Below are 20,682 nucleotides of genomic sequence, written 5' to 3' on the forward strand. Positions count from 1 at the left end.
GCTCGCAAAGACTTCGCCGCGCCACGAAAACCGGGCCGCGACAGCCGCGACAACCCCACGGCCTCTCGGCTGCCGGGGGCTCAGCCGCCCCCGAGTTCCTTGCGTCTGCGCGGCCGCATGATCTCCCCCATCTCCAGTGGTTGCGCGGGGCGCTCCAGCGGGGGCAGTTGCGGCAACTCGTCCCACGGCACCTGGACCTTCCGCAGGTCCGCGCGGATCCGCGCGGCGAGTTTCTTGGTGTCCCGGCGGTTCATGACCGCGCCCACGGCGGCGCCCACCAGGAAGGGCATCAGGTTCGGCAGATTGCGGACCATCCGCTTCATGATCTGCTGGCGCAGCTCCCGCTTCATCTGCCCGCCGAGCGCGGCGTTGACCGTCGCCGGCTTCATCGGGTCGATCCCGCGCTCCTCGGACCACGAGGTCAGATAGGCCATGCTGCGGCCCTTGAGGTTGCCGGGCGGGCGTACGCCGTAGACCTCGTGCAGTTCGGCGATCAGCTTCAGCTCGATCGCCGCCACACCGGTGATCTCGGCGGCCAGCTCCGTCGGCATCGCGGGTGGCACCGGCAGCATCGCCGCCGCGCCGACTCCCGCGCCGACCGTCGAGCTCGCGTTCGCCGCACCCGCCACCAGCTTGTCCGCCAGCTGCTCGGGCCCGAGGCCCGGGAACTGCCGGCGAAGCGCCGCGAGGTCCCGTACGGGGATACGCGGGGCGATCTCGATGATCCGGTCCGCCAGGTACCCGAGACCCGCTCTGGCGCGGCTGCCGCCCTTACGGACGCCTTCCCGGGCCTTCTCCCGGATCACCGCCGCCCTGCGCCTCGTGACGGGCGCGGGAGCCTCGACCGGCGCCGGGAGGTCAGCTCCGGACGTCGGTTCGAGCGAGGCCCCCTTGCCTGATGAGCCCCGCTCGTCGTCACGCGCGCCGTACGAGCCGTCGGACGGCCCTTGGTCCGCTCCCCTCTTCAGGAAGCGGCGCTTCCGAGGTGGGGTCGAGCCAGTCATGCCCGACCCGACCTCAGTCGCAGTCGCGGCAGATCGGCTGACCGTTCTTCTCCCGGGCCAGCTGGCTGCGGTGGTGCACCAGGAAGCAGCTCATGCAGGTGAACTCGTCCTGCTGCTTGGGCAGCACCCGGACGGCCAGCTCCTCATTCGAGAGGTCCGCGCCGGGCAGTTCCAGGCCTTCGGCAGCCTCGAACTCGTCGACGTCCACTGCGGACGTCGACTTGTCGTTCCGCCTGGCCTTCAGCTCTTCAAGGCTGTCCGAGTCGACGTCGTCGTCGGTCTTGCGTGGGGTGTCGTAATCCGTTGCCATGTCGCTCTCCCCCTCTGGGTGTCTGCGGTGTCTCCAGCGCACGTAACGCGTGAGAGGCCGGACTTGTGCCCGACCCGAGGCGGAGATTTTGCCTCACATCAAGGTCTGTTACTCAATCGACACCCAACCGGACTCCTCAAGAGTGATCGGCTTGGATGGCGAACGGGACCGTACACGGTCCTAATGCCGCAGTTCAAAGGCGTCTCACCGTGTACTTCCCGTGATCAAGACCCCCGAAAACCCGGATTTTCCCGGCTTTCCGACTGGGCACATGATCACGGAGAGTAGATGGCCGGAAATTCGCCCTTGTGATCGATCACACACGGGGGTGCTCGATGATTGCCCAGAAAATTCCGCGCAAAGCGAACATCCCCGTGTACCCGGTGTCTGTCGGCGCACATGGTCTCAGATCGGGAGGGTGACCCGCATCACGAGTCCTCCGCCCTCACGCGGCCGCGCCGAGATGTGCCCGCCGTGCGCCCGCGCCACGGACCGCACGATGGACAGTCCCAGACCGACCCCCTTGTCGCTGCCCGTGCGCTCGGTACGCAGGCGCCTGAACGGCTCGAAGAGGTTGTCGATCTCGTACGCCGGCACCACCGGCCCGGTGTTCGAGACGAGCAGGACCGCCTGTCCGTGCTGGACCTCGGTGGTGACCTCGACCCAGCCGCCCTCCGGGATGTTGTACCGGACCGCGTTCTGCACCAGGTTCAGCGCGATCCGCTCCAGCAGCACACCGTTGCCCTGGACGACCGCGGGCTTCTGTTCGCCGCGGATCACCACGCCCTTGGCCGCCGCCTCCGCGTGCACCTGGTCGACGGCCTGCTCGGCCACCTCCGCGAGGTCCACCGGTTTGCGCTCGACGATCTGGTTGTCGCTGCGGGCGAGCAGCAGCAGGCCCTCGACGAGCTGCTCACTGCGCTCGTTGGTGGCCAGCAACGTCTTGCCCAGCTGCTGGAGCTCCACCGGCGCGCCCGGATCGGACAGGTGCACCTCCAGAAGCGTTCGGTTGATCGCGAGCGGTGTGCGCAGTTCGTGCGAGGCGTTGCCGACGAAGCGCTGCTGGGCGGTGAAGGCCCGCTGCAGCCGCTCCAGCATCTCGTCGAACGTGTCGGCCAGCTCCTTCAGCTCGTCGTCCGGACCGTCCAGTTCGATACGGCGGGACAGGTCCGAGCCGGCCACGGCGCGGGCGGTACGGGTGATCCGGCCCAGCGGCGAGAGCACCCGGCCGGCCATGGCGTAGCCGAAGGCGAAGGCGATGATCGCGAGACCGAGGAGGGCGAGCAGGGAGCGGCTGAGGAGGTCGTCCAGGGCGACCCGGCGCTGGTCGTTGATGCAGGAGCTGATCGCCTCGTTGAACTGGGGGATCGTGAGACCCGCCTTGATCGCGCGGCAGTCCTCGCTGGAGACCTGGAGTTCCCTGCCGTCGACGATCTTGAACAGCGGTTCATTGCCCGTGTTGATCGCCTGCGCGGCCAGCAGATAGATGATCGACAGCAGCAGGATCCCGGCGATCAGGAACATGCCGCCGTACAGCAGCGTGAGCCTTATGCGGATGGTGGGGCGCAGCCACGGGAAGGGCGGCTCCGCTCTCCGGGGGTCCCACGTGGGCTTGGGGGGCGCCTGGGGAGGCGCGGGGGTCGCGGCCATGGTCGATCAGATCCGGTAGCCGGAGCCGGGCACGGTGACGATCACCGGGGGTTCGCCGAGCTTGCGGCGCAGCGTCATGACGGTCACCCGGACCACGTTGGTGAACGGGTCGGTGTTCTCGTCCCAGGCCTTCTCCAGGAGCTGCTCGGCCGAGACGACCGCGCCCTCGCTGCGCATCAGCACCTCCAGGACGGCGAACTCCTTGGGCGCGAGCTGCACCTCCTTGCCGTCGCGGAAGACCTCCCGGCGGTTCGGGTCGAGCTTGATGCCGGCGCGCTCCAGGACGGGGGGCAGCGGGATGCTCGTACGGCGGCCGAGGGCACGCACGCGTGCCGTCAGCTCGCTGAAGGCGAAGGGCTTGGGCAGATAGTCGTCGGCGCCGATCTCTAGCCCTTCGACACGGTCGCTGACGTCGCCGGAGGCCGTGAGCATCAGCACGCGTGTGGGCATGCCGAGTTCGACGATCTTGCGGCAGACGTCGTCGCCGTGCACCAGCGGGAGGTCGCGGTCGAGGACGACCACGTCGTAGTCGTTGACGCCGATGCGTTCCAGGGCGGCCGCACCGTCGTACACGACGTCGACGGCCATGGCCTCCCGGCGCAGTCCGGTGGCCACCGCATCGGCGAGCAGTTGCTCGTCCTCGACGACGAGTACGCGCACGTCGCTTGTCCTTCCTGTGTCCACCCGCGTAGCGCTGGTCCGGCGCGCGGGCAGGGTCTTGTCGGTGGTCGGTGTGGTTCTCGGCCTCCATCCTGCCCTTTTCCGCCATAAGTCGGCGGTAAGGCGGGTGGGCGGGCCAGGAAGGGCGGCCGTGGGGCCCGGGAATGCGAGATTTTCTCGTCCGGTTGAGGTTTCCGTGGAAGGGAGCGGGGGGAGGACGGCTTGTACACCCCGCGATCACGCTCTGCATGTACCGCACCACCATGCGGTACAGCGCAATCCGCTTTCCGCAGAGTGGGTGTGGGTGTCCGGCACCGTCGCCGCCCAGCATGGGCAGCGCTGGGCATCTACTGGAGACGTGATCGCCCCTTCCGAACGGCACACCCCCGTGCCACCGACCCACGACCCAGGACGAGGGGGCGCAGCATGGACGCATTCACCGCAGGACTTCTGCAGCGCATAAAGGCGACCGAGTCCGACCTGACGCGGGCTCTTGACGAGGGCGACGACTTCCTCGTCGAGGTGGAGCAGGGCGAGCTCGACGACCTGCGCCGCCTCGCCGCCGAGCACGGTGTGGAAGTCAGCGTCTAGCGTCTGACCGGCGTGTAAGCACTGCAGCGGGGTCCCGGTGAATCCAGCGCCGGGGCCCCGCTCTTGTGCGCTCAGTCGTGCCAGGCTCCGAAGTCCTCCAGGAGCTGCTGGAGGGGCTCGAAGACGCCCGGGGTGGCGGCGACCGCCAGGTCGGTGGACGGGCGCTCTCCGGGGCGTCCACCCGTGAGCGCGCCCGCTTCCCGTGCGATCAGGTCGCCCGCGGCCATGTCCCAGGCGTTGAGTCCCCGCTCGAAGTAGCCGTCCAGGCGGCCTGCCGCGAGGTCGCACAGGTCGATCGCGGCCGAGCCGCCCCGGCGGATGTCGCGCAGGAGCGGGATGAGCCGACGGGCCACGTCGGCCTGGTGGGTGCGGACCTCGGTGACGTAGTTGAAGCCGGTCGAGACCAGGGCCTGGTCCAGCGGCGCCGTGGGCCGGCAGGTGAGTCCGCGTGCGCCGTCCCAGGGTCCCGTGGCCCAGGCACCGCCGCCACGAACCGCGTGATACGTCTCGCCGCGCATCGGCGCCGCCACGACCCCCACCACCGCCTCGCCGTCCAGCTCGGCGGCGATGGAGACGGACCAGGTCGGCAGTCCGTAGAGGTAGTTGACCGTGCCGTCGAGCGGGTCGATCACCCAGCGGACACCACTCGTGCCCTCGGTGGAGGCACCCTCCTCGCCGAGGAAGCCGTCGTCGGGGCGGTGCTCGGAGATCAGGTCGGTGATCAGCTTCTCCGCCGCGATGTCCATCTCCGTGACCACGTCGATCGGGCTCGACTTGGTCGCGGCGACGGCCAGGTCGGCCGGACGGCCGTCGCGCAGCAGCTCACCCGCGCGACGTGCGGCCTGCTGGGCCAGTTCGAGCAGTTCCGTGTGCAGGGCGTCGGTCACAGGGCTCCTCATACGTAGGGGCTGTCGGCGCCCGCTGCGGCGGGCCTGGGCGCGCGGGCCGGGCAGCAGCCCACCGGGCAGAGGTTGTGGCTCGCGCCGAGCCCGCCGAGGACGCACGGCGTGACCTCCTCGGCACGCTCCACCGCGGCGCGCTCCAGGACGAGGTCACGGACCGCCTCGGCGAACCGCGGGTCGTCGCCGACGGTGGCCGAGCGGCGCATCGGCAGCCCGAGCTCCTCGGCCTTGGCCTTGGCCTCGGTGTCGAGGTCGTAGAGGACCTCCATGTGGTCGGAGACGAAGCCGATGGGCGCGATGACGACGGCCGGTGCGCCGGCCTCGTGCCGCTCCTCCAGGTGGTCGCAGATGTCGGGCTCCAGCCACGGGATGTGGGGGGCGCCGGAGCGGGACTGGTAGACGAGCTGCCAGGGGTGGTCGACGCCGGTGCGCTCGCGGACGGCCTCGGCGATCAGCCGGGAGACCTCCAGGTGCTGCTCGACGTACGCGCCGCCCTCGCCGTGGTCCTCGACGGGGCCGGAGGTGTCCGCGGAGGCGTTCGGGATCGAGTGGGTCGAGAAGGCGATGTGCGCGCCGTCCCGAACGCCCTCGGGCAGGTCGGCGAGGGACTCGAGCACGCCGTCGATCATCGGCTCCAGGAAGCCGGGGTGGTTGAAGTAGTGCCGCAGCTTGTCGATCTCGGGGAGTTCCAGGCCTTCGGCTGCCAGGGCCGCGAGCGAGTCGGCGAGGTTCTCGCGGTACTGGCGGCAGCCCGAGTAGGAGGCGTACGCGCTGGTGGCGAGGACCAGGATGCGGCGGCGGCCGTCGGCGACCATCTCGCGCAGGGTGTCCGTCAGGTACGGCGCCCAGTTGCGGTTGCCCCAGTAGATCGGCAGATCCAGGCCGTGCTCGGCGAAGTCCTTGCGGAGGGCGTCGAGCAGGGCGCGGTTCTGGTCGTTGATGGGGCTGACTCCGCCGAACAGGAAGTAGTGCTCGCCGACTTCCTTCAGGCGTTCCTTGGGGATGCCCCGCCCACGGGTGACGTTCTCCAGGAACGGGATCACGTCGTCCGGGCCCTCGGGGCCGCCGAAGGAGAGCAGGAGCAGGGCGTCGTAGGGGGTGGCATGGCGCGCGTCTGGCATGGATCGATCCTGTCATCCGGTACTGACAGCCGGGAAACGGCGGGGTGACCACCCGGGTTCCCGGTTCGTCCGGACAGGTGCGTTAGGGTCACCTAACTCGTAAGCTGTATCGGCCACCCACGCGCCTTACTGAGTCGCTCCTGAACTGCCCTTGCGCTGCCCCGAGTTGCTCCTGACGTGTCCGCCGATGCGCCCCCCGATGCGCCCCGATCTACCCCTTATTCGCCCCGAGCCGCAGCCGTCCCGCTGCTTCCGTCTGACCGGAGACCCCCGTGCCCAGCCCCTACCGCGCCCTGTTCGCCGCCCCCGGCAGCAAGGCCTTCTCCGCCGCGGGTTTCCTCGGCCGGATGCCGCTGTCGATGATGGGCATCGGCGTGGTCACGATGGTCTCCCAGCTCACCGGGCGGTACGGCCTCGCCGGTGCCCTGTCGGCCACCATCGCGCTCGCCGCGGCGGTGGCGGGCCCCCAGGTCTCGCGGCTGGTCGACCAGCACGGGCAACGACGAGTGCTCCGCCCGGCGACGCTGATCTCGCTCCTCGCGGGGGCGCTGCTGCTGTTCGCCGCGCACTACGCGTGGCCGGACTGGGTGCTCTTCGTGGCCTGCGTCGGCATCGGCTGCGTGCCGAGCGTCGGGGCGATGACCCGGGCCCGCTGGGCCGCGCTGTACCGGGGGACGCCCCAGCTGCACACCGCGTACTCACTGGAGTCCGTGGTGGACGAGGTGTGCTTCATCTTCGGGCCGATCATCTCCATCGGCCTCTCCACCGCGTGGTTCCCGGAGGCCGGACCGCTCCTCGCCGGATGCTTCCTGGCGGTCGGCGTCTTCTGGCTGACCGCACAGCGGTCCACCGAGCCCGCGCCTCATCCGCGCGAGCGCCAGGGCGGCAGCTCCGCCCTGCGCGCGCCTGGGCTGCAGGTCCTGGTGGCCACCTTCGTGGCGACCGGAGCGATCTTCGGGTCGGTCGACGTGGTCACCGTCGCCTTCGCGGACGAGCAGGGGCACAAGAGCGCCGCGAGTGTGGTCCTCGCGCTGTACGCGGCGGGCTCCTGCGCGGCGGGACTCGTCTTCGGGCTGCTGCGCTTCAAGGGGGCGCCCGAACCTCGCTGGCTGCTGGGCATATGCGCGATGGCCGTGAGTATGATCCCCCTCCTACTGGTCGGAAACTTGCCGTTTCTGGCCGTGGCGCTGTTCGTCTCGGGCATGGCGGTCGCTCCCACGATGATCACCACCATGTCCCTGATCGAAGAGCACGTACCACGCGCGCAACTGACCGAGGGCATGACCTGGGTGAGCACCGGGCTCGCGGTCGGGGTCGCGCTCGGCTCCTCCGCGGCCGGCCTGGTGATCGACGCGGCCGGCGCGGACGCCGGGTACGGGGTTCCGGCGGTGTCCGGTGCCGTCGCGGTCGCGGTCGGTTTCCTGGGGTACCGCCGGCTCAGCAGGCCGGCGCCGGGTCGGGGAGGCACCGTTGAGCAGCACAGCGAGCGGGAAGAACGGCACGTGGCGTAACTGGGGCGGCAATGTCGCCGCCCGCCCTGCGCGGGAGGTCACTCCGGCCTCGGTCGACGAGTTGTCGGCGGCGATACGCCGGGCCGCCGAGGACGGCCTGAAGGTGAAGGCGGTCGGCAGCGGGCATTCCTTCACGTCCATTGCCGCCACCGACGGCGTGTTGATCCGCCCTCAACTGTTGACCGGCATCCGCAACATTGACCGCGAGGCCATGACCGTCACGGTCGAGGCCGGCACTCCACTCAAGAGACTCAACATGGCCCTGGCGCGCGAGGGCCTGTCGCTCACGAACATGGGCGACATCATGGAGCAGACGGTCTCCGGCGCCACCAGCACCGGCACGCACGGCACCGGCCGCGACTCGGCCTCGATCGCCGCCCAGATCAAGGGACTGGAGCTGGTCACCGCCGACGGCTCGGTGCTCGCCTGCTCCGAGAAGGAGAACCCAGAGGTCTTCGCGGCCGCCCGCATCGGCCTCGGCGCACTCGGCGTCGTCACCGCGATCACCTTCGCCGTGGAGCCCGTCTTCCTGCTCACCGCGCTCGAGGAGCCGATGCCCTTCGACAAGGTCCTGGCCGACTTCGACGAACTCTGGGCCGAGAACGAGCACTTCGAGTTCTACTGGTTCCCGCACACCGGCAACACCAACACCAAGCGCAACAACCGCAGCGCCGGCCCCGAGAAGCCGGTGCCCCAGCTCCAGGGCTGGTTCGAGGACGAGTTCCTCTCCAACGGCGTCTTCCAGGTGGCCCAGTGGGTCGGCCGCGCGGCGCCCGCCGCGATCCCCGCGATCGCCCAGATCTCCAGCAAGGCCCTGTCCTCGCGGTCCTACACCGACATCCCCTACAAGGTCTTCACATCGCCGCGCCGGGTGCGCTTCGTGGAGATGGAGTACGCCGTCCCGCGCGCGGCCGCCGTCGAGACGTTGCGCGAGCTCAAGGCCATGATCGAGCGCTCCGGCCTCAGGGTCAGCTTCCCGGTCGAGGTGCGCACCGCCCCCGCCGACGACATCACGCTGTCCACCGCCTCGGGCCGCGACAGCGCCTACATCGCCGTCCACATGGTCAAGGGCACCCCGTTCCAGCGGTACTTCACCGCCGCCGAGCGGATCTTCACCGCGCACGAGGGGCGGCCGCACTGGGGCAAGGTGCACACGCGGGACGCCGAGTACTTCGCCCAGGTGTACCCGCGCTTCGACGAGTTCACCGCGCTGCGGGACCGGCTGGACCCCGACCGCCGGTTCCAGAACGACTACCTGCGCAGGGTGTTGGGGGCGTAGCGCTCGACCGGCGCGATCCAGCCGTTCGACCAACCGCGCGGCAAGGGGACGTATGCACGAAACCATTAGTTCCGTTTCTGCGGATTGCGTGAAGTGCGCCACGTAAAAGATCGGATAACCGCTCAACGCACGGCCGAGTCACGCTTCTTGCCAGAAGTTGGGCGGCGTGCCAATCCACGCACGTGGCCCAAATGGAGTACTGTTGCGAGCCCTGGGTCCGGTCTCCCGCCAGGGCGTCCGTGGCCTTCAAGGACCGCCGGGAGGGGGCTAGTTGCACAGGGTGACGGAGTTGGTCACTTAGCGTTGCGAATAGGTAACCGTGCCATAACGGCGATCCAGGGCCCGTGCCCGACACGCCGGGCAACTCGGCAAGGTTGTGGCAGGCTGCACCCGGGCAGGCCACACTCGACTAGCGGAAGCAGCGACGCACGTGACGTCGGCAGGCACCACCCGGGAGGTCCCCATGCCCGAACTGCGTGTCGTGGCCGTCTCGAATGACGGCACACGGCTGGTGCTCAAGGCTGCCGACGCGACGGAGTACACCCTTCCGATCGACGAGCGGCTGCGCGCCGCTGTGCGCGGCGATCGGCCCCGCCTCGGCCAGATCGAGATCGAGGTGGAGAGCCATCTCCGCCCGCGTGACATCCAGGCGCGTATACGAGCGGGTGCGACGGCCGAAGAGGTCGCGCAGCTCGCCGGCATCCCCGTCGACCGGGTGCGCCGCTTCGAGGGCCCCGTCCTCGCCGAGCGGGCCTTCATGGCCGAGCGCGCCCGCAAGACGCCCGTCCGCAGACCCGGCGAGAACGCCGGGCCACAGCTCGGAGAGGCCGTCCAGGAGCGTCTGTTGCTGCGCGGCGCCGACAAGGACACCGCGCAGTGGGACTCGTGGCGCCGTGATGACGGCACCTGGGAGGTCCTGCTGGTCTACCTGGTCGCGGGCGAACCGCACTCGGCGAGCTGGACGTACGACCCGCCCCGGCGGCTCGTCCAGGCCGTCGACGACGAGGCGCGCTCGCTGATCGGCGAGTCCGACGACCTCGCCGCGCCGGAACCCAGCTTCCCGTTCGTGCCGCGTATCGCCCGGCTTCCGCGCGAGCGCTCGATGGACCGCGCTCTCGAACGGCCGAGCCTGCCCGCCCAGGCCTCCGAACCGGTCGAGGAGACCACGGAGGAACGGGACTCGCTGACCAGCCTGCTGGAGGCGGTGCCCAGCTTCCGCGGCGACCTGGTGGTGCCGGAGCGCCCGTCGGAGCCGGTCGTGGAGGAGCCCCCCGCCGAACCGGAGGCGGAGGAACCTCCCGCCCCCGCCGCCTCGGCCGGTTCCGCCTACGCGGACGTCCTCATGCCCCGCTCCGTCGGCAGCCACCGCGACCGCCTCATCGGCTCCACGGACCGCCAGGCCGAAGCGGACGGCGTCCGCCCGGGCCGCCGTGCCGCCGTCCCCAGCTGGGACGAGATCGTGTTCGGGACGCGCAGGAAGAAGCAGGAGTAGGCAGCAGAAGCAGTAGGTCGTACGGCCGTGGATTCGGCCGTACGAGGACGAGGGCCGCGTTGTTCGCAACGCGGCCCTCGTGCCGTTCGGGCCTGTGCGGTGCGCCGCCCTACTGCGGATCCGGCCCCACGGCCACCGGCCGGGACGCATCCGACGACCACTGCGACCAGGAACCGACGTACAGCGCCGCCGGAATCCCCGCGACCGCCAGGGCCAGCACCTCGTGCGCCGCGGAGACACCCGAGCCGCAGTACACGCCGACCTCCGCGCCCTCGGAGGCGCCCAGCGCCTTGAAGCGGGACCGGAGTTCCTCGGCGGCCAGGAAGCGGCCGTCGGCGCCGACATTGTCGTTCGTGGGTGCGGACACCGCGCCCGGGATGTGGCCGCCGACCGGGTCGATCGGCTCGACCTCGCCGCGGTACCGCTCCCCCGCACGGGCGTCCAGCAGTACCCCTGAACGGGCGAGCGCCGCGGCGCCGTCGGCGTCGAGCAGCCCCCTCGCTCCCGGCGCGGGCTCGAAGTCGCCCTCCGCCGGAGTCGGTACGGACGTCTCCCGCGGCCCCTCCCAGGCCGCCAGTCCGCCGTCGAGGACCCGCACATCCGGGTGCCCCGTCCAGCTCAGCAGCCACCACGCGCGGGCCGCCGCCCAGCCCTGCCCGCCGTCGTACACGACCACCGGCGTCCCGGACGACACGCCCGCTCGCCGCATCGCCGCGCCGAATTCGGCCAGGTCCGGCAATGGGTGACGGCCGTGGGCACCGGGTGCGGAGGCCAGTTCGCGATCCAGGTCGACGTAGACCGCTCCGGGGATGTGCCCGGCCTCGTATGCGGTGCGGCCGTCGAACGGCGGCTCGCCGGGCGCCTTGGCCAGGCTCAGCTGCCAGCGGACGTCGAGGAGCAGTGGCGGGTTCTCGCCCGCCAGCGCGCTCGCGAGTTCGGATGCGGAGATGATGGCGTTCATGGCGACCATCCTTGCGCACGGGGTGGCCGCATCGGCCCGCTCCGGATACTCTGCCCGCCGGACAGCCTCGATCACGAGGCGTACGGGACCGGGCACATGCTGTACAGGCGATCGACATCCGTCGTCAATCGCACGGAAACGGGCGGTAAATCGCACACCGGGCATCCTCCGGGCACCGGCCGTCATGCGCGGCGCGCCCGCAGCGCGCGTGACCACGGCTGGTGCGAGCATCGGCACGGGGGTCCGGACAGCGGAAGCGACACGGCCACCGCGAGGGACCGAGGAGAGAGTGACGATGACCGAGGCACGGGGGTCGGCCGGCCCGAACGGCGCGACGCACGCCCGGCACGCGCCCGGCACGCCCTGCTGGGTGAGCCTGATGGTGCACGGGCTGGCCGCGACCGAGGACTTCTATGGTGCGCTGTTCGGCTGGGAGTTCCAGCCCGGCCCCCAGCAACTCGGCCCCTATGTGCGGGCCCTGCTGAACGGCCATGAGGTGGCCGGCATCGGCCAGTTGCCGCCCGACCGCCACCTCCCCATCGCCTGGACGCCGTATCTCGCCTCGAACAACGTGGACCTGACCGCCGAGACGGTACGGCTGTGCGGCGGCACGGTCGGGGTGGGTCCCCTGGACGCCGCCGAGGCCGGTCGGATGGCCATCTGCTCCGACCCCGCCGGCGCGGTCTTCGGCCTCTGGCAGGCGGCGGCCCATCAGGGGACGGCGGTCACGGGCGTACCCGGCACCCCGGCCTGGAACGAGCTGCTGACCTTCGAGTCCGTGAACGTCGCCAAGTTCTACGAGAGCGTGTTCGCCTACGAGGAGGAGCCGGTGGTCTCCGCCGGCTTCGACTACGTCACCCTGCACCTCGGCGGCCGGCCGGTCGCCGGGATCCACGGCGTCGGCAACGCCCTGCCCCGCGACCGGGGCCCGCACTGGGTGACGTACTTCGAAGTCGCCGACGCGGACGAGACGCTGGCCCGGATCGTCGACCTCGGCGGCCACGTCCTCAAACCGGCCCATGACAGCGTCCATGGCCGCGTGGCGACGGTGTCGGACCCGGAGGGGGCGCGGTTCTCCCTCATCGAGAATCCGCGGTGACGGGTCAGGGAGATGGGCCGTACGGCGGCTCAGGCCGGCTGCACCGGCAGGACGTCGGGGGACAGCGCCGCGGCCCGGGCGCCGGCCGCCGTCATTCGGCGGAGATGGTGGCGGCGGCACAGGACCTCGTAGCCGACGGCGTCCGCCTGGTTGACGTCGCCGACGACCACCTGGGCGCCCTCGACGACCATCTCGCCGCCTATCGTGCGGGCGTTGTGGGTCGCGCGGGCGCCGCACCAGCACAGGGCCTCGACCTGGAGCACCTCGACTCGGTCGGCGAGTTCCACCAGGCGCTGGGAGCCGGGGAACAGCTTGGTGCGGAAGTCGGTCGTGATGCCGAAGGCGTAGACGTCGAGGCCCAGGTCGTCGACCACGCGCGCGAGTTGGTCGATCTGCTGCGGCGCGAGGAACTGCGCCTCGTCGGCGATGACGTAGTCCGCGCGGCCACCCCGGGAGAGGTGGTCGACGATGTACGCGTACAGGTCCCTGCCGTCCTCGACCTCCACCGCGTCGGTGACCAGGCCGAGCCGGGAGGACAGCTTGCCCTCGCCCGCACGGTCGTCCCGCGTGAAGATGATGCCCTGCAGACCACGCGCCGAACGGTTGTGCTCGATCTGGAGAGCCAGCGTCGACTTCCCGCAGTCCATCGTTCCGGAGAAGAACACCAGCTCGGGCATGTTGAGTTGAGCACCTTTCGGCAACGCGGAGGGATGAGGACTGAGGGACGCTTCAGGAGCGTACTTCGAGCAGGGGGACGAACTGCTCGGCGGGGGTCATCGAGCCGTGGTTGCCGACCATCGCCGACTCCTTCGGCTCCCGCTCGGACGCGATGATCAGGACGTCGTCCCGCGCGGCCGCGACCACGTCGCCCAGGCGGTCGTACACCCGCTCGTCGATCCGCGGCCCGAACCAGCCGGCCGCGATCGCCTCGTCCCGCGAGGCCACCCAGAACTGCTCGCCGAGCACCTCGCGCCAGCAGGTCAGGACGTCCTGCGCGGCACCGGGCACCGCGTACACGTGCCGCGCCCGGCCCTCGCCGCCCAGCAGGGCGACGCCGGCGCGCAGCTCCCAGTCCTCGTCGAAGTCGATGCGGTGCTCCTCGTCGAAGGGCACGTCGATCATTCCGTGGTCGGCGGTGACGTAGAGGGCGCTGCGCGGCGGGAGCTGCTCGGCGAGGCGCTGGACGAGGCGGTCGACGTACATGAGCTGGCCGCGCCAGGTGTCCGAGTCGACGCCGTAGCGGTGGCCGGCGCCGTCCAGCTCGGCGTAGTACGTGTAGACCAGGGAGCGGTCGCCCGCGGCCAGTTGTTCGGCCGCGAGATCCATGCGGTCCTCGCCGGTCAGCCGCCCGTGGAACGTTCCCCCACTGAGCGCGACCTTGGTGAGGGGGGTGTTCTGGAAGGTGGGCGAGGACACCTGGGCCGCGTGCACGCCCGCCTGCTGCGCCAGCTGGAAGACGGTGGGATACGGCTGCCAGACGCTCGGTGACGTCCACGGGTTCCAGCGCAGCTGGTTCATCAGCTCGCCGGTCTCCGGGTTGCGCGCGGTGTATCCGGGCAGGCCGTGCGCGCCCGGCGGCAGGCCGGTGCCGACGGAGGCGAGGGAGGTCGCGGTGGTCGCCGGGTAGCCGGTGGTGATCGGGCGTTCGGTGCCGCCTCGCGAGCTGCTGAGCAGCGAGCTCATGAAGGGGGCTTCTTCCGGGTGCGCCTTCAGCTGCTCCCAGCCGAGGCCGTCGATCAGGAACACGCAGTTCCGGTCGGCGGGGGTCAGCTCGGGGATCGCGGCGGTCATGCCCGGTACGGCCACGCCGGCGGCCAGGGTGGGCAGCAGATCGGCGAGCGAGCCGCTGCCGTACTCGGGGAGTGGCGCGGAGTCGACGGCGAGCGGTTCCGGGTGGGAGTCCCAGGCGATGGACTGGATCATCTCAGCGGGCGACGTCCGCTGTCGCCTCGGAGAGCGACTGCGCGAAGGCGAGCGCCTGGCGCACCGTCTCCGAGCCGTCACCGGCCTCGCTGACGCGCAGGCTGAGGTCGTCCGCCGTCGAGCTGCCCGTGTAGCCGTGGTCGGCCTCGCAGTTGGGGTCGCCGCAGGCGGCGGGCTCCAGGTCGATGCGGGAGACGGCGCCCCAGCCGATGGTCAGCACGACCTCGCGGGGCAGCGTGCCCGGGCTGTACTGCTCCGGGTTGGCGACGACACGGCTGACCACGACCGACGAGATCCTGCCGAGCTTCACGGACTCCGTGGACGTCGTGGCGTACGGCGTCGGGGAGGTGCTGTCCGCTGCCTGTTCGTCGGTGTGGCTGACGATGAAGCGGTTGCCGGTGAGGACGAGGACGGTCACATGCCGCCGCACCTCGTTCTGGTCGAACGTCGTCTCCTGGTGGACCAGGTACGACCGGATGGCGTCGCCGCCTACAGCGGCCTCCACCGCCTCGGCCACGAGGGCCGGGTAGTAGCCGCTGCGCTCGATCGCCGCTCGCAGCCCCTGGGTCGTCGTACTGGTCTTGGCCATGACGTCCATCCTACGGGGGCGCACCGACTGCGAGGCACCGCTCGACGCTGTCCGCGCGGACGTCTCGGTGGACGGGCAGCGTGTCAGTAGACGGGCAGCGTGCGCGGCCCCAGGTCGTCGCGGGCGGGCGGCGGCGCGAGCCGCACGGAGGCGCCGAGCACGCTCAGGCCGTGCGTGGCGACGACGACCGGCTCCAGGGTGACCGCGACGACCTCCGGGTGATCGTCGACCAGCCGCGACACCCGCAGCAGCAGCTCCTCCAGGGCAGGTGTGTCGACGGGTGCGGAGCCGCGCCAGCCGAACAGGAGCGGTGCCGTCCGGATCGACCGGAGGATCGAGGTCGCCTCGCGGTCGGTGACCGGAATCAGCCGGTGCGCCGTGTCCCCGAGCAACTGCGAGGCCGCTCCGGCGAGCCCGAAGGACAGCACGGCGCCGGCCGCCGGGTCGATCACAGCTCGTACGACGGTGTCCACGCCGCGTGGCGCCATGCTCTGTACGACCGGGCGCAGCTCCTCCGGCTTCCCGAACAGCGTGGTCAACTCGGCGTACGCCCGCCGTAGTTGCTCCTCGTCCGCGAGATCGAGCCGTACGCCGCCGAGGTCGGCGCGGTGCCTCAGGTGGGGGGCGGTGGCCTTGAGGGCGACGGGGTAACCGAGGGTGTGGGCGGCGTCGACGGCGGCGTCGGGGGTGGGTGCGTGCAGGGCGCGGTGCACCTGGATGCCGTACTTCCCGAGCAGGTCGCAGGTCTCGTCGGTGCCGAGCGTGAGCCCCTGCCCGCGCGCGAGCAGCCCGTCGATCAGCTGGGCGGCCCCCCGCTCGTCGATGTCCTCGTACTCGGGCACCTTGCCGGGGTCGGCCGCCTCGCGTCGCCACCGGGAGTAGTTGACGGCTTCGGCGAGGGCGCGGACGGCGCGCTCGGCCGCGGGGTAGGCGGGGATGAGGCGCGTGGGGCTTTCCGAGGTGTCCGGCTGCTCGGGCGGTGTCTCGGGCAGGAAGTCGAGGGGGCGGAAGGGGTGGGGGCGGAGTGGGACGCCGGGTGCCTTCGCGCTCGCCTGTGGTGCGGTGCTGGCCGCGGCCGACAGGGCCTCGGCGAGCCCGCCCAGCTCCACGTGCACCACCAGCACCGGCTTCCCGGGCACCCGCTCGGCCGCCGACCTCAGGGCCTCCGCCAGTTCGGCGTCACCGGTCGTGGCGTCGCCGATCGCCGGGATGGCGGTGACGACGACCGCGTCGCACGTCTCGTCGGCGAGCGCGCGCGACAACGCCGCGTGGAAGTCCGCCGCCGACGCACCCGTGGTCAGATCCAGTGGCGGCAGCGGGCGCAGCCCCTCGGAGAGGCATGCGTCGTACGTCAGCAGCCCCAGCGACTCGGAGTTGCCGAGGATCGCCACGCGCGGCCCGGCCGGCAGCGGCTGACGGGCGAGCAGCAGCCCCGCGTCCACCAGCTCGGTGATCGTGTCGACCCGGATCACCCCGGCCTGCCGCAGCAGCTCGGACACCGTGGCGTGCGGCAGCCGCGTGGCCCGTACGGCGTGCCCCTGCGGCGCCGCGCCGCCGTGCCGCGCGCCCTGGACCACGACCAGCGGTTTGGCCGCCGCTGTGCGCCGGGCGAGGCGGGTGAACTTGCGCGGGTTGCCGATGGATTCCAGGTACATCAGGACGACCTCGGTGTCCGGGTCGTCGTACCAGTACTGAAGGACGTCGTTGCCGGACACGTCGGCCCTGTTGCCGGACGAGACGAAGGTGGACACGCCTGTGACCCCGGTCACCCCGCCACCGCGTCGGTGCAGCCGCGACAGCAGCGCGATCCCGATCGCGCCGGACTGGGCGAACAGGCCGATCCGACCAGGGCGGGGCATCTGGGGCGCCAGTGAGGCGTTCAGCCGTACGTCGGCTGCGGTGTTGATGATGCCGAAGGCGTTCGGTCCGATGATGCGCATGCCGTACGCGCGCGCGTGCCGTACGAGTTCGCGCTGCCGCTCGCGCCCGTCGGGCCCGCTCTCGGCGTACCCGGCGGAGACCACGACCAACCCCTGCACGCCGTGCTCGCCGCACTCGGTGACCACCTCGGGGACGTACTCGGCCGGCACGGCTACCACCGCGAGGTCGACCTGCTCCTCGATGTCCCGCACGGAGCGGTGCGCGGGCACCCCGTCGAACTCCTTGAGGTCCTCCGGGAACGCCCTGTTCACGGCGTACACCCGCCCCGTGAACCCGGCTTCCCTGATGTTGCCCAGGACGCTGCGGCCCACCCCGCCGGGCGTGCGGCCGGCGCCGATCACGGCGACGGAGCCGGGCACCAGCAGCCGCCGCACGGACCGGGCCTCGGCGCGCTGCTCGCGCGCGTACTGCACGGCGAGCGAGCGGTCGGTGGGCTCCAGGTCGAACTCCAGGCGGACGACGCCGTCCTCGAAGCTGCGCTTCTGGGTGTACCCGGCGTCCGTGAACACCTTGATCATCTTGCTGTTGGCGGGCAGCACTTCGGCGGCGAAGCGGCGGATGTCGCGCTCGCGCGCGACCGCGCCGATGTGTTCGAGGAGGGCGGAGGCGACGCCGCGCCCCTGGTGGGCGTCCTGGACGAGGAAGGCGACCTCGGCCTCGTCGGCGGGTGCCGACGCGGGCATTCCGTCGGCGCCGATCCGGTCGTAGCGTACGGTGGCGATGAACTCGCCGCCCACCGTGGCCGCGAGTCCCACCCGGTCCACAAAGTCGTGGTGCGTGAAGCGGTGGACGTCCTTCGCGGACAGTCGCGGGTAGGGCGCGAAGAAGCGGTAGTACTTCGACTCGTCCGACACCTGCTCGTAGAAGCTGACCAGGCGCTCGGCGTCATCAACGGTGATGGGGCGGATGCGCGCGGTGCCGCCGTCGCGCAGCACCACGTCGGCTTCCCAGTGGGCGGGGTACTCGTGCCGGTCCGAGGCGCTCTGCATGGGGCCCAGAGTACGGCTCGCGTACGACAACGGCGCGAGGCAGTCTGTGGAGGACGTATGTCGGATCGAGGCCGCGACCCGACAGCCATCGGAGGAGGGACGTTCCGTCCCTCCCGGCATGCTTCACGGGTGTGGGAAACTGGTCTAGACAACCCTGAACAGTGAAGGGCAGCATCACATGGCTGAGCGCCGCGTCAACGTCGGCTGGGCCGAGGGTCTCCACGCCCGCCCCGCTTCCATCTTCGTCCGGGCCGCCACGGCCGCAGGTATCCCGGTGACGATCGCCAAGGCCGACGGCAACCCCGTCAACGCGGCCTCCATGCTGGCTGTTCTGGGCCTGGGTGCCCAGGGCGGCGAGGAGATCGTCCTCGCCTCCGACGCCGAGGGCGCGGACGCCGCCCTCGACCGCCTCGCGAAGCTGGTCGCCGAGGGCCTCGAGGAGCTGCCCGAGACGGTCTGAATGACCTGAGCGGGTCTCCGTAGCAAACGGTGAAGCCGCGTCCGCCTTTCCGGCAGACGCGGCTTCGCTGTTTCCGGACAGGCGCCCACGGAATTCACGGAACGGTGGCAGCGCATCTGAAAAAGGGCAGCGGAAATTCCCCGCCTCCGAATATCTCCTCTTTGTATACGGCGCCGTTGTTAATGCCGCAGGCTCGGCATGTTTACGGGATGTTGCGAATTCCTCACGCGCTCCGCGCGATCACCGCCGGAGCCGAACCGCAGCCGGTGTGCGGAGGTCGCGCGCTCGGTGTGCAGCGCCGTGATCGCGCGGGCGCGTTCACTGTCGCCGCGCGCCACCGCGTCCACGATCGCGCCGTGCTCGGTCCAGGACTCCGCGGGGTTGGCCGACGACTCCACGGCGTACATCCAGGCGATCTTGTGGCGCAGCTGGGTCAGCGTCGAGGTCAGCGCGGGGCTGCCGGAGGCCTGGGCCAGCGTCTCGTGGAACCAGCCGCCCAGGGAGCGCAGATCCTCGCTGTTTCCCCGCCTGGCCCGCTCCTGGCCCAGCCTGACCAGGCCGCGCAGCACCTTCAGATGGGCCTCGGTGCGCCGCTGGGCGGCCCGGGCGGCGCCGAGCGGCTCCAGGAGGGTGCGCATCTCCAGCAGGTCGGCGGCCTCCCGCTCGGTCGGTTCGGCGACGCACGCGCCCGCGTGCCTCCGGGTCACCACGAAGCCCTCCGCCTCCAGGGTGCGCAGGGCCTCCCGCACGGGGACGCGGGAGACGCCGTAGCGGCGCGCGAGGAGTTCCTCGGTGAGCCGGCCGCCACGCTCGTAGACACCGGCGACGATGTCGTCCCGGATCGCCGTGCACACCGAATGCGCCGGAATACGCATGACCGACCTCCGCCTTAATCCCCGTGAAACGTCGACGAATGACGTGTGTTCAGTGACTCTATTGCAACCGGCCGGAATTTCCGACGGCGGGCCGGAATCCATGGATATTTTTTGGACAGCAGGGGTTGCGAAACGCCGAAAGCCCCGGCTCGGGGAGCCGGGGCTTCGGGGAACGGAGTGCGCGTCGGGGAGGCGTCAGAGGTTCACGCCGTGCGAGCGGAGGTAGGAGACGGGGTCGATGTCGGAGCCGTACTCCGCCGTCGTGCGGGCCTCGAAGTGCAGATGAGGTCCGGTGACGTTGCCGGTGGCGCCGGACAGGCCGATCTGCTGGCCCGGGGTGACGGTCTGGCCCACCGAGACGCCGAGGGACGACATGTGGCCGTACTGGGTGTACGTGCCGTCGTTCATCTTGATCACGACCTGGTTGCCGTACGACCCTCCCCAGCCGGCCTCCACGACGGTGCCGGAGCCGACCGCGTGGACGGACGTGCCGCTGGCGGCGTGGAAGTCGACGCCCGTGTGGCTGCCGGAGGACCAGACGGCACCGCCGGCCTTGTAGCCGGTGGAGACGTACGAGCCCGAGATCGGGGCGACGTAGGACAGCAGGCGCTTGCGCTCGGCCTCGCGGGCGGCGCGCTCCTTGGCCTCGCGCTCCTTCTCGGCCTTCTCGGCCGCCTTCTTGCGCGCGGCCTCCTGGGCGGCCTTCTTCAGGGCCGCGGCCTCCTGGGCGGCCTGCTCCTGCGCGGCGGCCTGGGCGTCGATCTGGTCGGCGATCGAGTTGTCGACGCTGATGACGGGGATGAGGCCGGTCTGCTCGGCGGCGGGCTCCGCGGCGAGCGCGGGGGCGGCCAGGGTGCCTATGACGCCGGTGGCGGTGAGAGCGGCGACTCCCGCCGCACGGGCGGTGGAGCGCTCGATCCGGCTGGGACGACGGTGCTTCCCGGTGGGACGGCTCGTCCCGGTGGCGCAGCTGAACGCCATGAAGTGGCTGGTCCTTTCCTTCCTTCTCGCCTACCGGGTTAGCTGACGGGTTCGGAGCAGGAAGGTCTCCTACGGGCCCCCTCGCTCACGCGCGGGCGTCCGATTCACCCCAGGGACTACGGGTGGGTCCCCGGCTCCCCTGGCTCGCGCCGTAGGGGGACTCGGCGATGACTGTCCGGTGCCGCGGGCGCGGCGCACTGCCTGACGGACAGCCCGGAAGACGCTAAGCGGGACGTCTTTCAATCCCCAAACGGATCGCGGCTTTTGTAGCGCATCCCACAGGCCAGACAGGCAACCTCTCCCTCAATTCGGGCATAAGGGAGCCCTGGTGACTCTCCGGTCAC

The 20,682-nt window shown here is 71.0% G+C and carries 19 protein-coding genes and 1 riboswitch; of the genes, 6 read left to right on the forward strand and 13 right to left on the reverse strand.

What is annotated here, in order from left to right; all coding sequences use genetic code 11:
* Positions 1-80 precede the first annotated feature (80 nt).
* From ACIA8X_RS33905 to ACIA8X_RS33920, 4 genes are all read right to left on the reverse strand, one after another.
* Complete coding sequence (locus ACIA8X_RS33905) at positions 81-1,004, reverse strand: hypothetical protein (RefSeq protein WP_393456651.1); 924 nt, start codon at positions 1,002-1,004, stop codon at positions 81-83.
* Between the two features lie 13 nt (positions 1,005-1,017).
* Positions 1,018-1,314, reverse strand: a complete 297-nt coding sequence (locus tag ACIA8X_RS33910) for a DUF4193 domain-containing protein (protein WP_005481602.1) — start codon at positions 1,312-1,314, stop codon at positions 1,018-1,020.
* 405 nt (positions 1,315-1,719) lie between these two features.
* Positions 1,720-2,964, reverse strand: coding sequence for a sensor histidine kinase (locus ACIA8X_RS33915; RefSeq protein WP_393456648.1), 1,245 nt, complete (start codon positions 2,962-2,964; stop codon positions 1,720-1,722).
* Positions 2,965-2,970: 6 nt separating this feature from the next.
* Positions 2,971-3,624, reverse strand: coding sequence for a response regulator transcription factor (locus ACIA8X_RS33920; RefSeq protein WP_393456645.1), 654 nt, complete (start codon positions 3,622-3,624; stop codon positions 2,971-2,973).
* A gap of 426 nt (positions 3,625-4,050) precedes the next feature.
* Between ACIA8X_RS33920 and ACIA8X_RS33925 the strand changes: the two genes are divergently transcribed.
* Positions 4,051-4,215 carry a hypothetical protein gene (locus ACIA8X_RS33925; protein WP_393456642.1) on the forward strand — a complete coding sequence of 55 codons (165 nt, stop codon included), beginning with the start codon at positions 4,051-4,053 and terminating at the stop codon, positions 4,213-4,215.
* 71 nt (positions 4,216-4,286) lie between these two features.
* On the opposite strand, the gene ACIA8X_RS33930 is transcribed toward ACIA8X_RS33925, so the two are convergent.
* Both ACIA8X_RS33930 and ACIA8X_RS33935 read right to left on the reverse strand, forming a co-directional pair.
* On the reverse strand, positions 4,287-5,102 hold the full coding sequence (locus ACIA8X_RS33930; protein ID WP_393456639.1) for an inositol monophosphatase family protein: 816 nt from the start codon (positions 5,100-5,102) through the stop codon (positions 4,287-4,289).
* 8 nt (positions 5,103-5,110) lie between these two features.
* The gene (locus ACIA8X_RS33935; protein ID WP_393456636.1) at positions 5,111-6,238 is read right to left on the reverse strand and encodes a ferrochelatase; all 1,128 of its coding nucleotides are present in this window, start codon (positions 6,236-6,238) and stop codon (positions 5,111-5,113) included.
* A 272-nt stretch (positions 6,239-6,510) separates the two neighbouring features.
* Between ACIA8X_RS33935 and ACIA8X_RS33940 the strand changes: the two genes are divergently transcribed.
* From ACIA8X_RS33940 to sepH, 3 genes are all read left to right on the forward strand, one after another.
* On the forward strand, positions 6,511-7,749 hold the full coding sequence (locus ACIA8X_RS33940) for an MFS transporter (protein WP_399459908.1): 1,239 nt from the start codon (positions 6,511-6,513) through the stop codon (positions 7,747-7,749).
* Positions 7,709-9,028 (forward strand): D-arabinono-1,4-lactone oxidase, encoded by a 1,320-nt coding sequence (locus ACIA8X_RS33945; protein ID WP_399459909.1) that lies wholly within the window; start codon positions 7,709-7,711, stop codon positions 9,026-9,028. Before ACIA8X_RS33940 ends, ACIA8X_RS33945 begins: the two co-directional genes overlap by 41 nt.
* Positions 9,029-9,491: 463 nt before the next feature.
* A complete protein-coding gene (gene sepH / locus ACIA8X_RS33950; RefSeq protein ID WP_393456628.1) occupies positions 9,492-10,520 on the forward strand; it encodes a septation protein SepH in 1,029 nt (342 codons plus the stop codon).
* A 109-nt stretch (positions 10,521-10,629) separates the two neighbouring features.
* Here the strand turns inward: sepH and ACIA8X_RS33955 are convergent, their stop codons facing one another.
* The gene (locus ACIA8X_RS33955) at positions 10,630-11,481 is read right to left on the reverse strand and encodes a sulfurtransferase (protein WP_399459910.1); all 852 of its coding nucleotides are present in this window, start codon (positions 11,479-11,481) and stop codon (positions 10,630-10,632) included.
* Between the two features lie 295 nt (positions 11,482-11,776).
* On the opposite strand from ACIA8X_RS33955, the gene ACIA8X_RS33960 reads away from it, so the two are divergent.
* Positions 11,777-12,580, forward strand: a complete 804-nt coding sequence (locus ACIA8X_RS33960; protein WP_393456623.1) for a VOC family protein — start codon at positions 11,777-11,779, stop codon at positions 12,578-12,580.
* A 29-nt stretch (positions 12,581-12,609) separates the two neighbouring features.
* On the opposite strand, the gene ACIA8X_RS33965 is transcribed toward ACIA8X_RS33960, so the two are convergent.
* From ACIA8X_RS33965 to ACIA8X_RS33980, 4 genes are all read right to left on the reverse strand, one after another.
* Positions 12,610-13,257: a thymidine kinase gene (locus ACIA8X_RS33965; protein ID WP_093909710.1), complete on the reverse strand. Its 648-nt coding sequence runs from the start codon at positions 13,255-13,257 to the stop codon at positions 12,610-12,612.
* 52 nt (positions 13,258-13,309) lie between these two features.
* On the reverse strand, positions 13,310-14,503 hold the full coding sequence (locus ACIA8X_RS33970) for an alkaline phosphatase family protein (RefSeq protein WP_399459911.1): 1,194 nt from the start codon (positions 14,501-14,503) through the stop codon (positions 13,310-13,312).
* Between the two features lies 1 nt (position 14,504).
* Positions 14,505-15,092 carry a DUF5998 family protein gene (locus ACIA8X_RS33975; RefSeq protein WP_393456616.1) on the reverse strand — a complete coding sequence of 196 codons (588 nt, stop codon included), beginning with the start codon at positions 15,090-15,092 and terminating at the stop codon, positions 14,505-14,507.
* Between the two features lie 83 nt (positions 15,093-15,175).
* Positions 15,176-18,022 carry a GNAT family N-acetyltransferase gene (locus ACIA8X_RS33980; RefSeq protein WP_393456613.1) on the reverse strand — a complete coding sequence of 949 codons (2,847 nt, stop codon included), beginning with the start codon at positions 18,020-18,022 and terminating at the stop codon, positions 15,176-15,178.
* A gap of 178 nt (positions 18,023-18,200) precedes the next feature.
* On the opposite strand from ACIA8X_RS33980, the gene ACIA8X_RS33985 reads away from it, so the two are divergent.
* Positions 18,201-18,482, forward strand: coding sequence for an HPr family phosphocarrier protein (locus ACIA8X_RS33985; RefSeq protein ID WP_007385204.1), 282 nt, complete (start codon positions 18,201-18,203; stop codon positions 18,480-18,482).
* Positions 18,483-18,661: 179 nt separating this feature from the next.
* Here ACIA8X_RS33985 and ACIA8X_RS33990 read toward each other — a convergent pair whose 3' ends face one another.
* Together ACIA8X_RS33990 and ACIA8X_RS33995 are read right to left on the reverse strand one after the other, a co-directional pair.
* Positions 18,662-19,357, reverse strand: coding sequence for a GntR family transcriptional regulator (locus tag ACIA8X_RS33990; RefSeq protein ID WP_393456610.1), 696 nt, complete (start codon positions 19,355-19,357; stop codon positions 18,662-18,664).
* A gap of 195 nt (positions 19,358-19,552) precedes the next feature.
* Positions 19,553-20,338, reverse strand: a complete 786-nt coding sequence (locus ACIA8X_RS33995) for a M23 family metallopeptidase (RefSeq protein ID WP_393456607.1) — start codon at positions 20,336-20,338, stop codon at positions 19,553-19,555.
* Between the two features lie 13 nt (positions 20,339-20,351).
* Positions 20,352-20,515, reverse strand: a riboswitch (cyclic di-AMP (ydaO/yuaA leader).
* Positions 20,516-20,682 lie beyond the last annotated feature (167 nt).

The sequence above is a fragment of the Streptomyces sp. NPDC051738 genome (assembly GCF_044453205.1).
GTDB lineage: Bacteria > Actinomycetota > Actinomycetes > Streptomycetales > Streptomycetaceae > Streptomyces.

Excerpts from the sequence above, each read along its gene's own strand:
- ACIA8X_RS33915 (WP_393456648.1), bottom strand. The coding sequence starts at position 2,964 with ATGGCCGCGACCCCCGCGCCTCCCCAGGCGCCCCCCAAGCCCACGTGG.
- ACIA8X_RS33995 (WP_393456607.1), bottom strand. The coding sequence starts at position 20,338 with ATGGCGTTCAGCTGCGCCACCGGGACGAGCCGTCCCACCGGGAAGCAC.
- ACIA8X_RS33935 (WP_393456636.1), bottom strand. The coding sequence starts at position 6,238 with ATGCCAGACGCGCGCCATGCCACCCCCTACGACGCCCTGCTCCTGCTC.
- ACIA8X_RS33980 (WP_393456613.1), bottom strand. The coding sequence starts at position 18,022 with ATGCAGAGCGCCTCGGACCGGCACGAGTACCCCGCCCACTGGGAAGCC.
- ACIA8X_RS33970 (WP_399459911.1), bottom strand. The coding sequence starts at position 14,503 with ATGATCCAGTCCATCGCCTGGGACTCCCACCCGGAACCGCTCGCCGTC.
- ACIA8X_RS33985 (WP_007385204.1), top strand. The coding sequence starts at position 18,201 with ATGGCTGAGCGCCGCGTCAACGTCGGCTGGGCCGAGGGTCTCCACGCC.
- ACIA8X_RS33955 (WP_399459910.1), bottom strand. The coding sequence starts at position 11,481 with ATGAACGCCATCATCTCCGCATCCGAACTCGCGAGCGCGCTGGCGGGC.
- ACIA8X_RS33910 (WP_005481602.1), bottom strand. The coding sequence starts at position 1,314 with ATGGCAACGGATTACGACACCCCACGCAAGACCGACGACGACGTCGAC.
- ACIA8X_RS33925 (WP_393456642.1), top strand. The coding sequence starts at position 4,051 with ATGGACGCATTCACCGCAGGACTTCTGCAGCGCATAAAGGCGACCGAG.
- sepH (WP_393456628.1), top strand. The coding sequence starts at position 9,492 with ATGCCCGAACTGCGTGTCGTGGCCGTCTCGAATGACGGCACACGGCTG.
- ACIA8X_RS33990 (WP_393456610.1), bottom strand. The coding sequence starts at position 19,357 with ATGCGTATTCCGGCGCATTCGGTGTGCACGGCGATCCGGGACGACATC.
- ACIA8X_RS33960 (WP_393456623.1), top strand. The coding sequence starts at position 11,777 with ATGACCGAGGCACGGGGGTCGGCCGGCCCGAACGGCGCGACGCACGCC.
- ACIA8X_RS33975 (WP_393456616.1), bottom strand. The coding sequence starts at position 15,092 with ATGGCCAAGACCAGTACGACGACCCAGGGGCTGCGAGCGGCGATCGAG.
- ACIA8X_RS33965 (WP_093909710.1), bottom strand. The coding sequence starts at position 13,257 with ATGCCCGAGCTGGTGTTCTTCTCCGGAACGATGGACTGCGGGAAGTCG.
- ACIA8X_RS33905 (WP_393456651.1), bottom strand. The coding sequence starts at position 1,004 with ATGACTGGCTCGACCCCACCTCGGAAGCGCCGCTTCCTGAAGAGGGGA.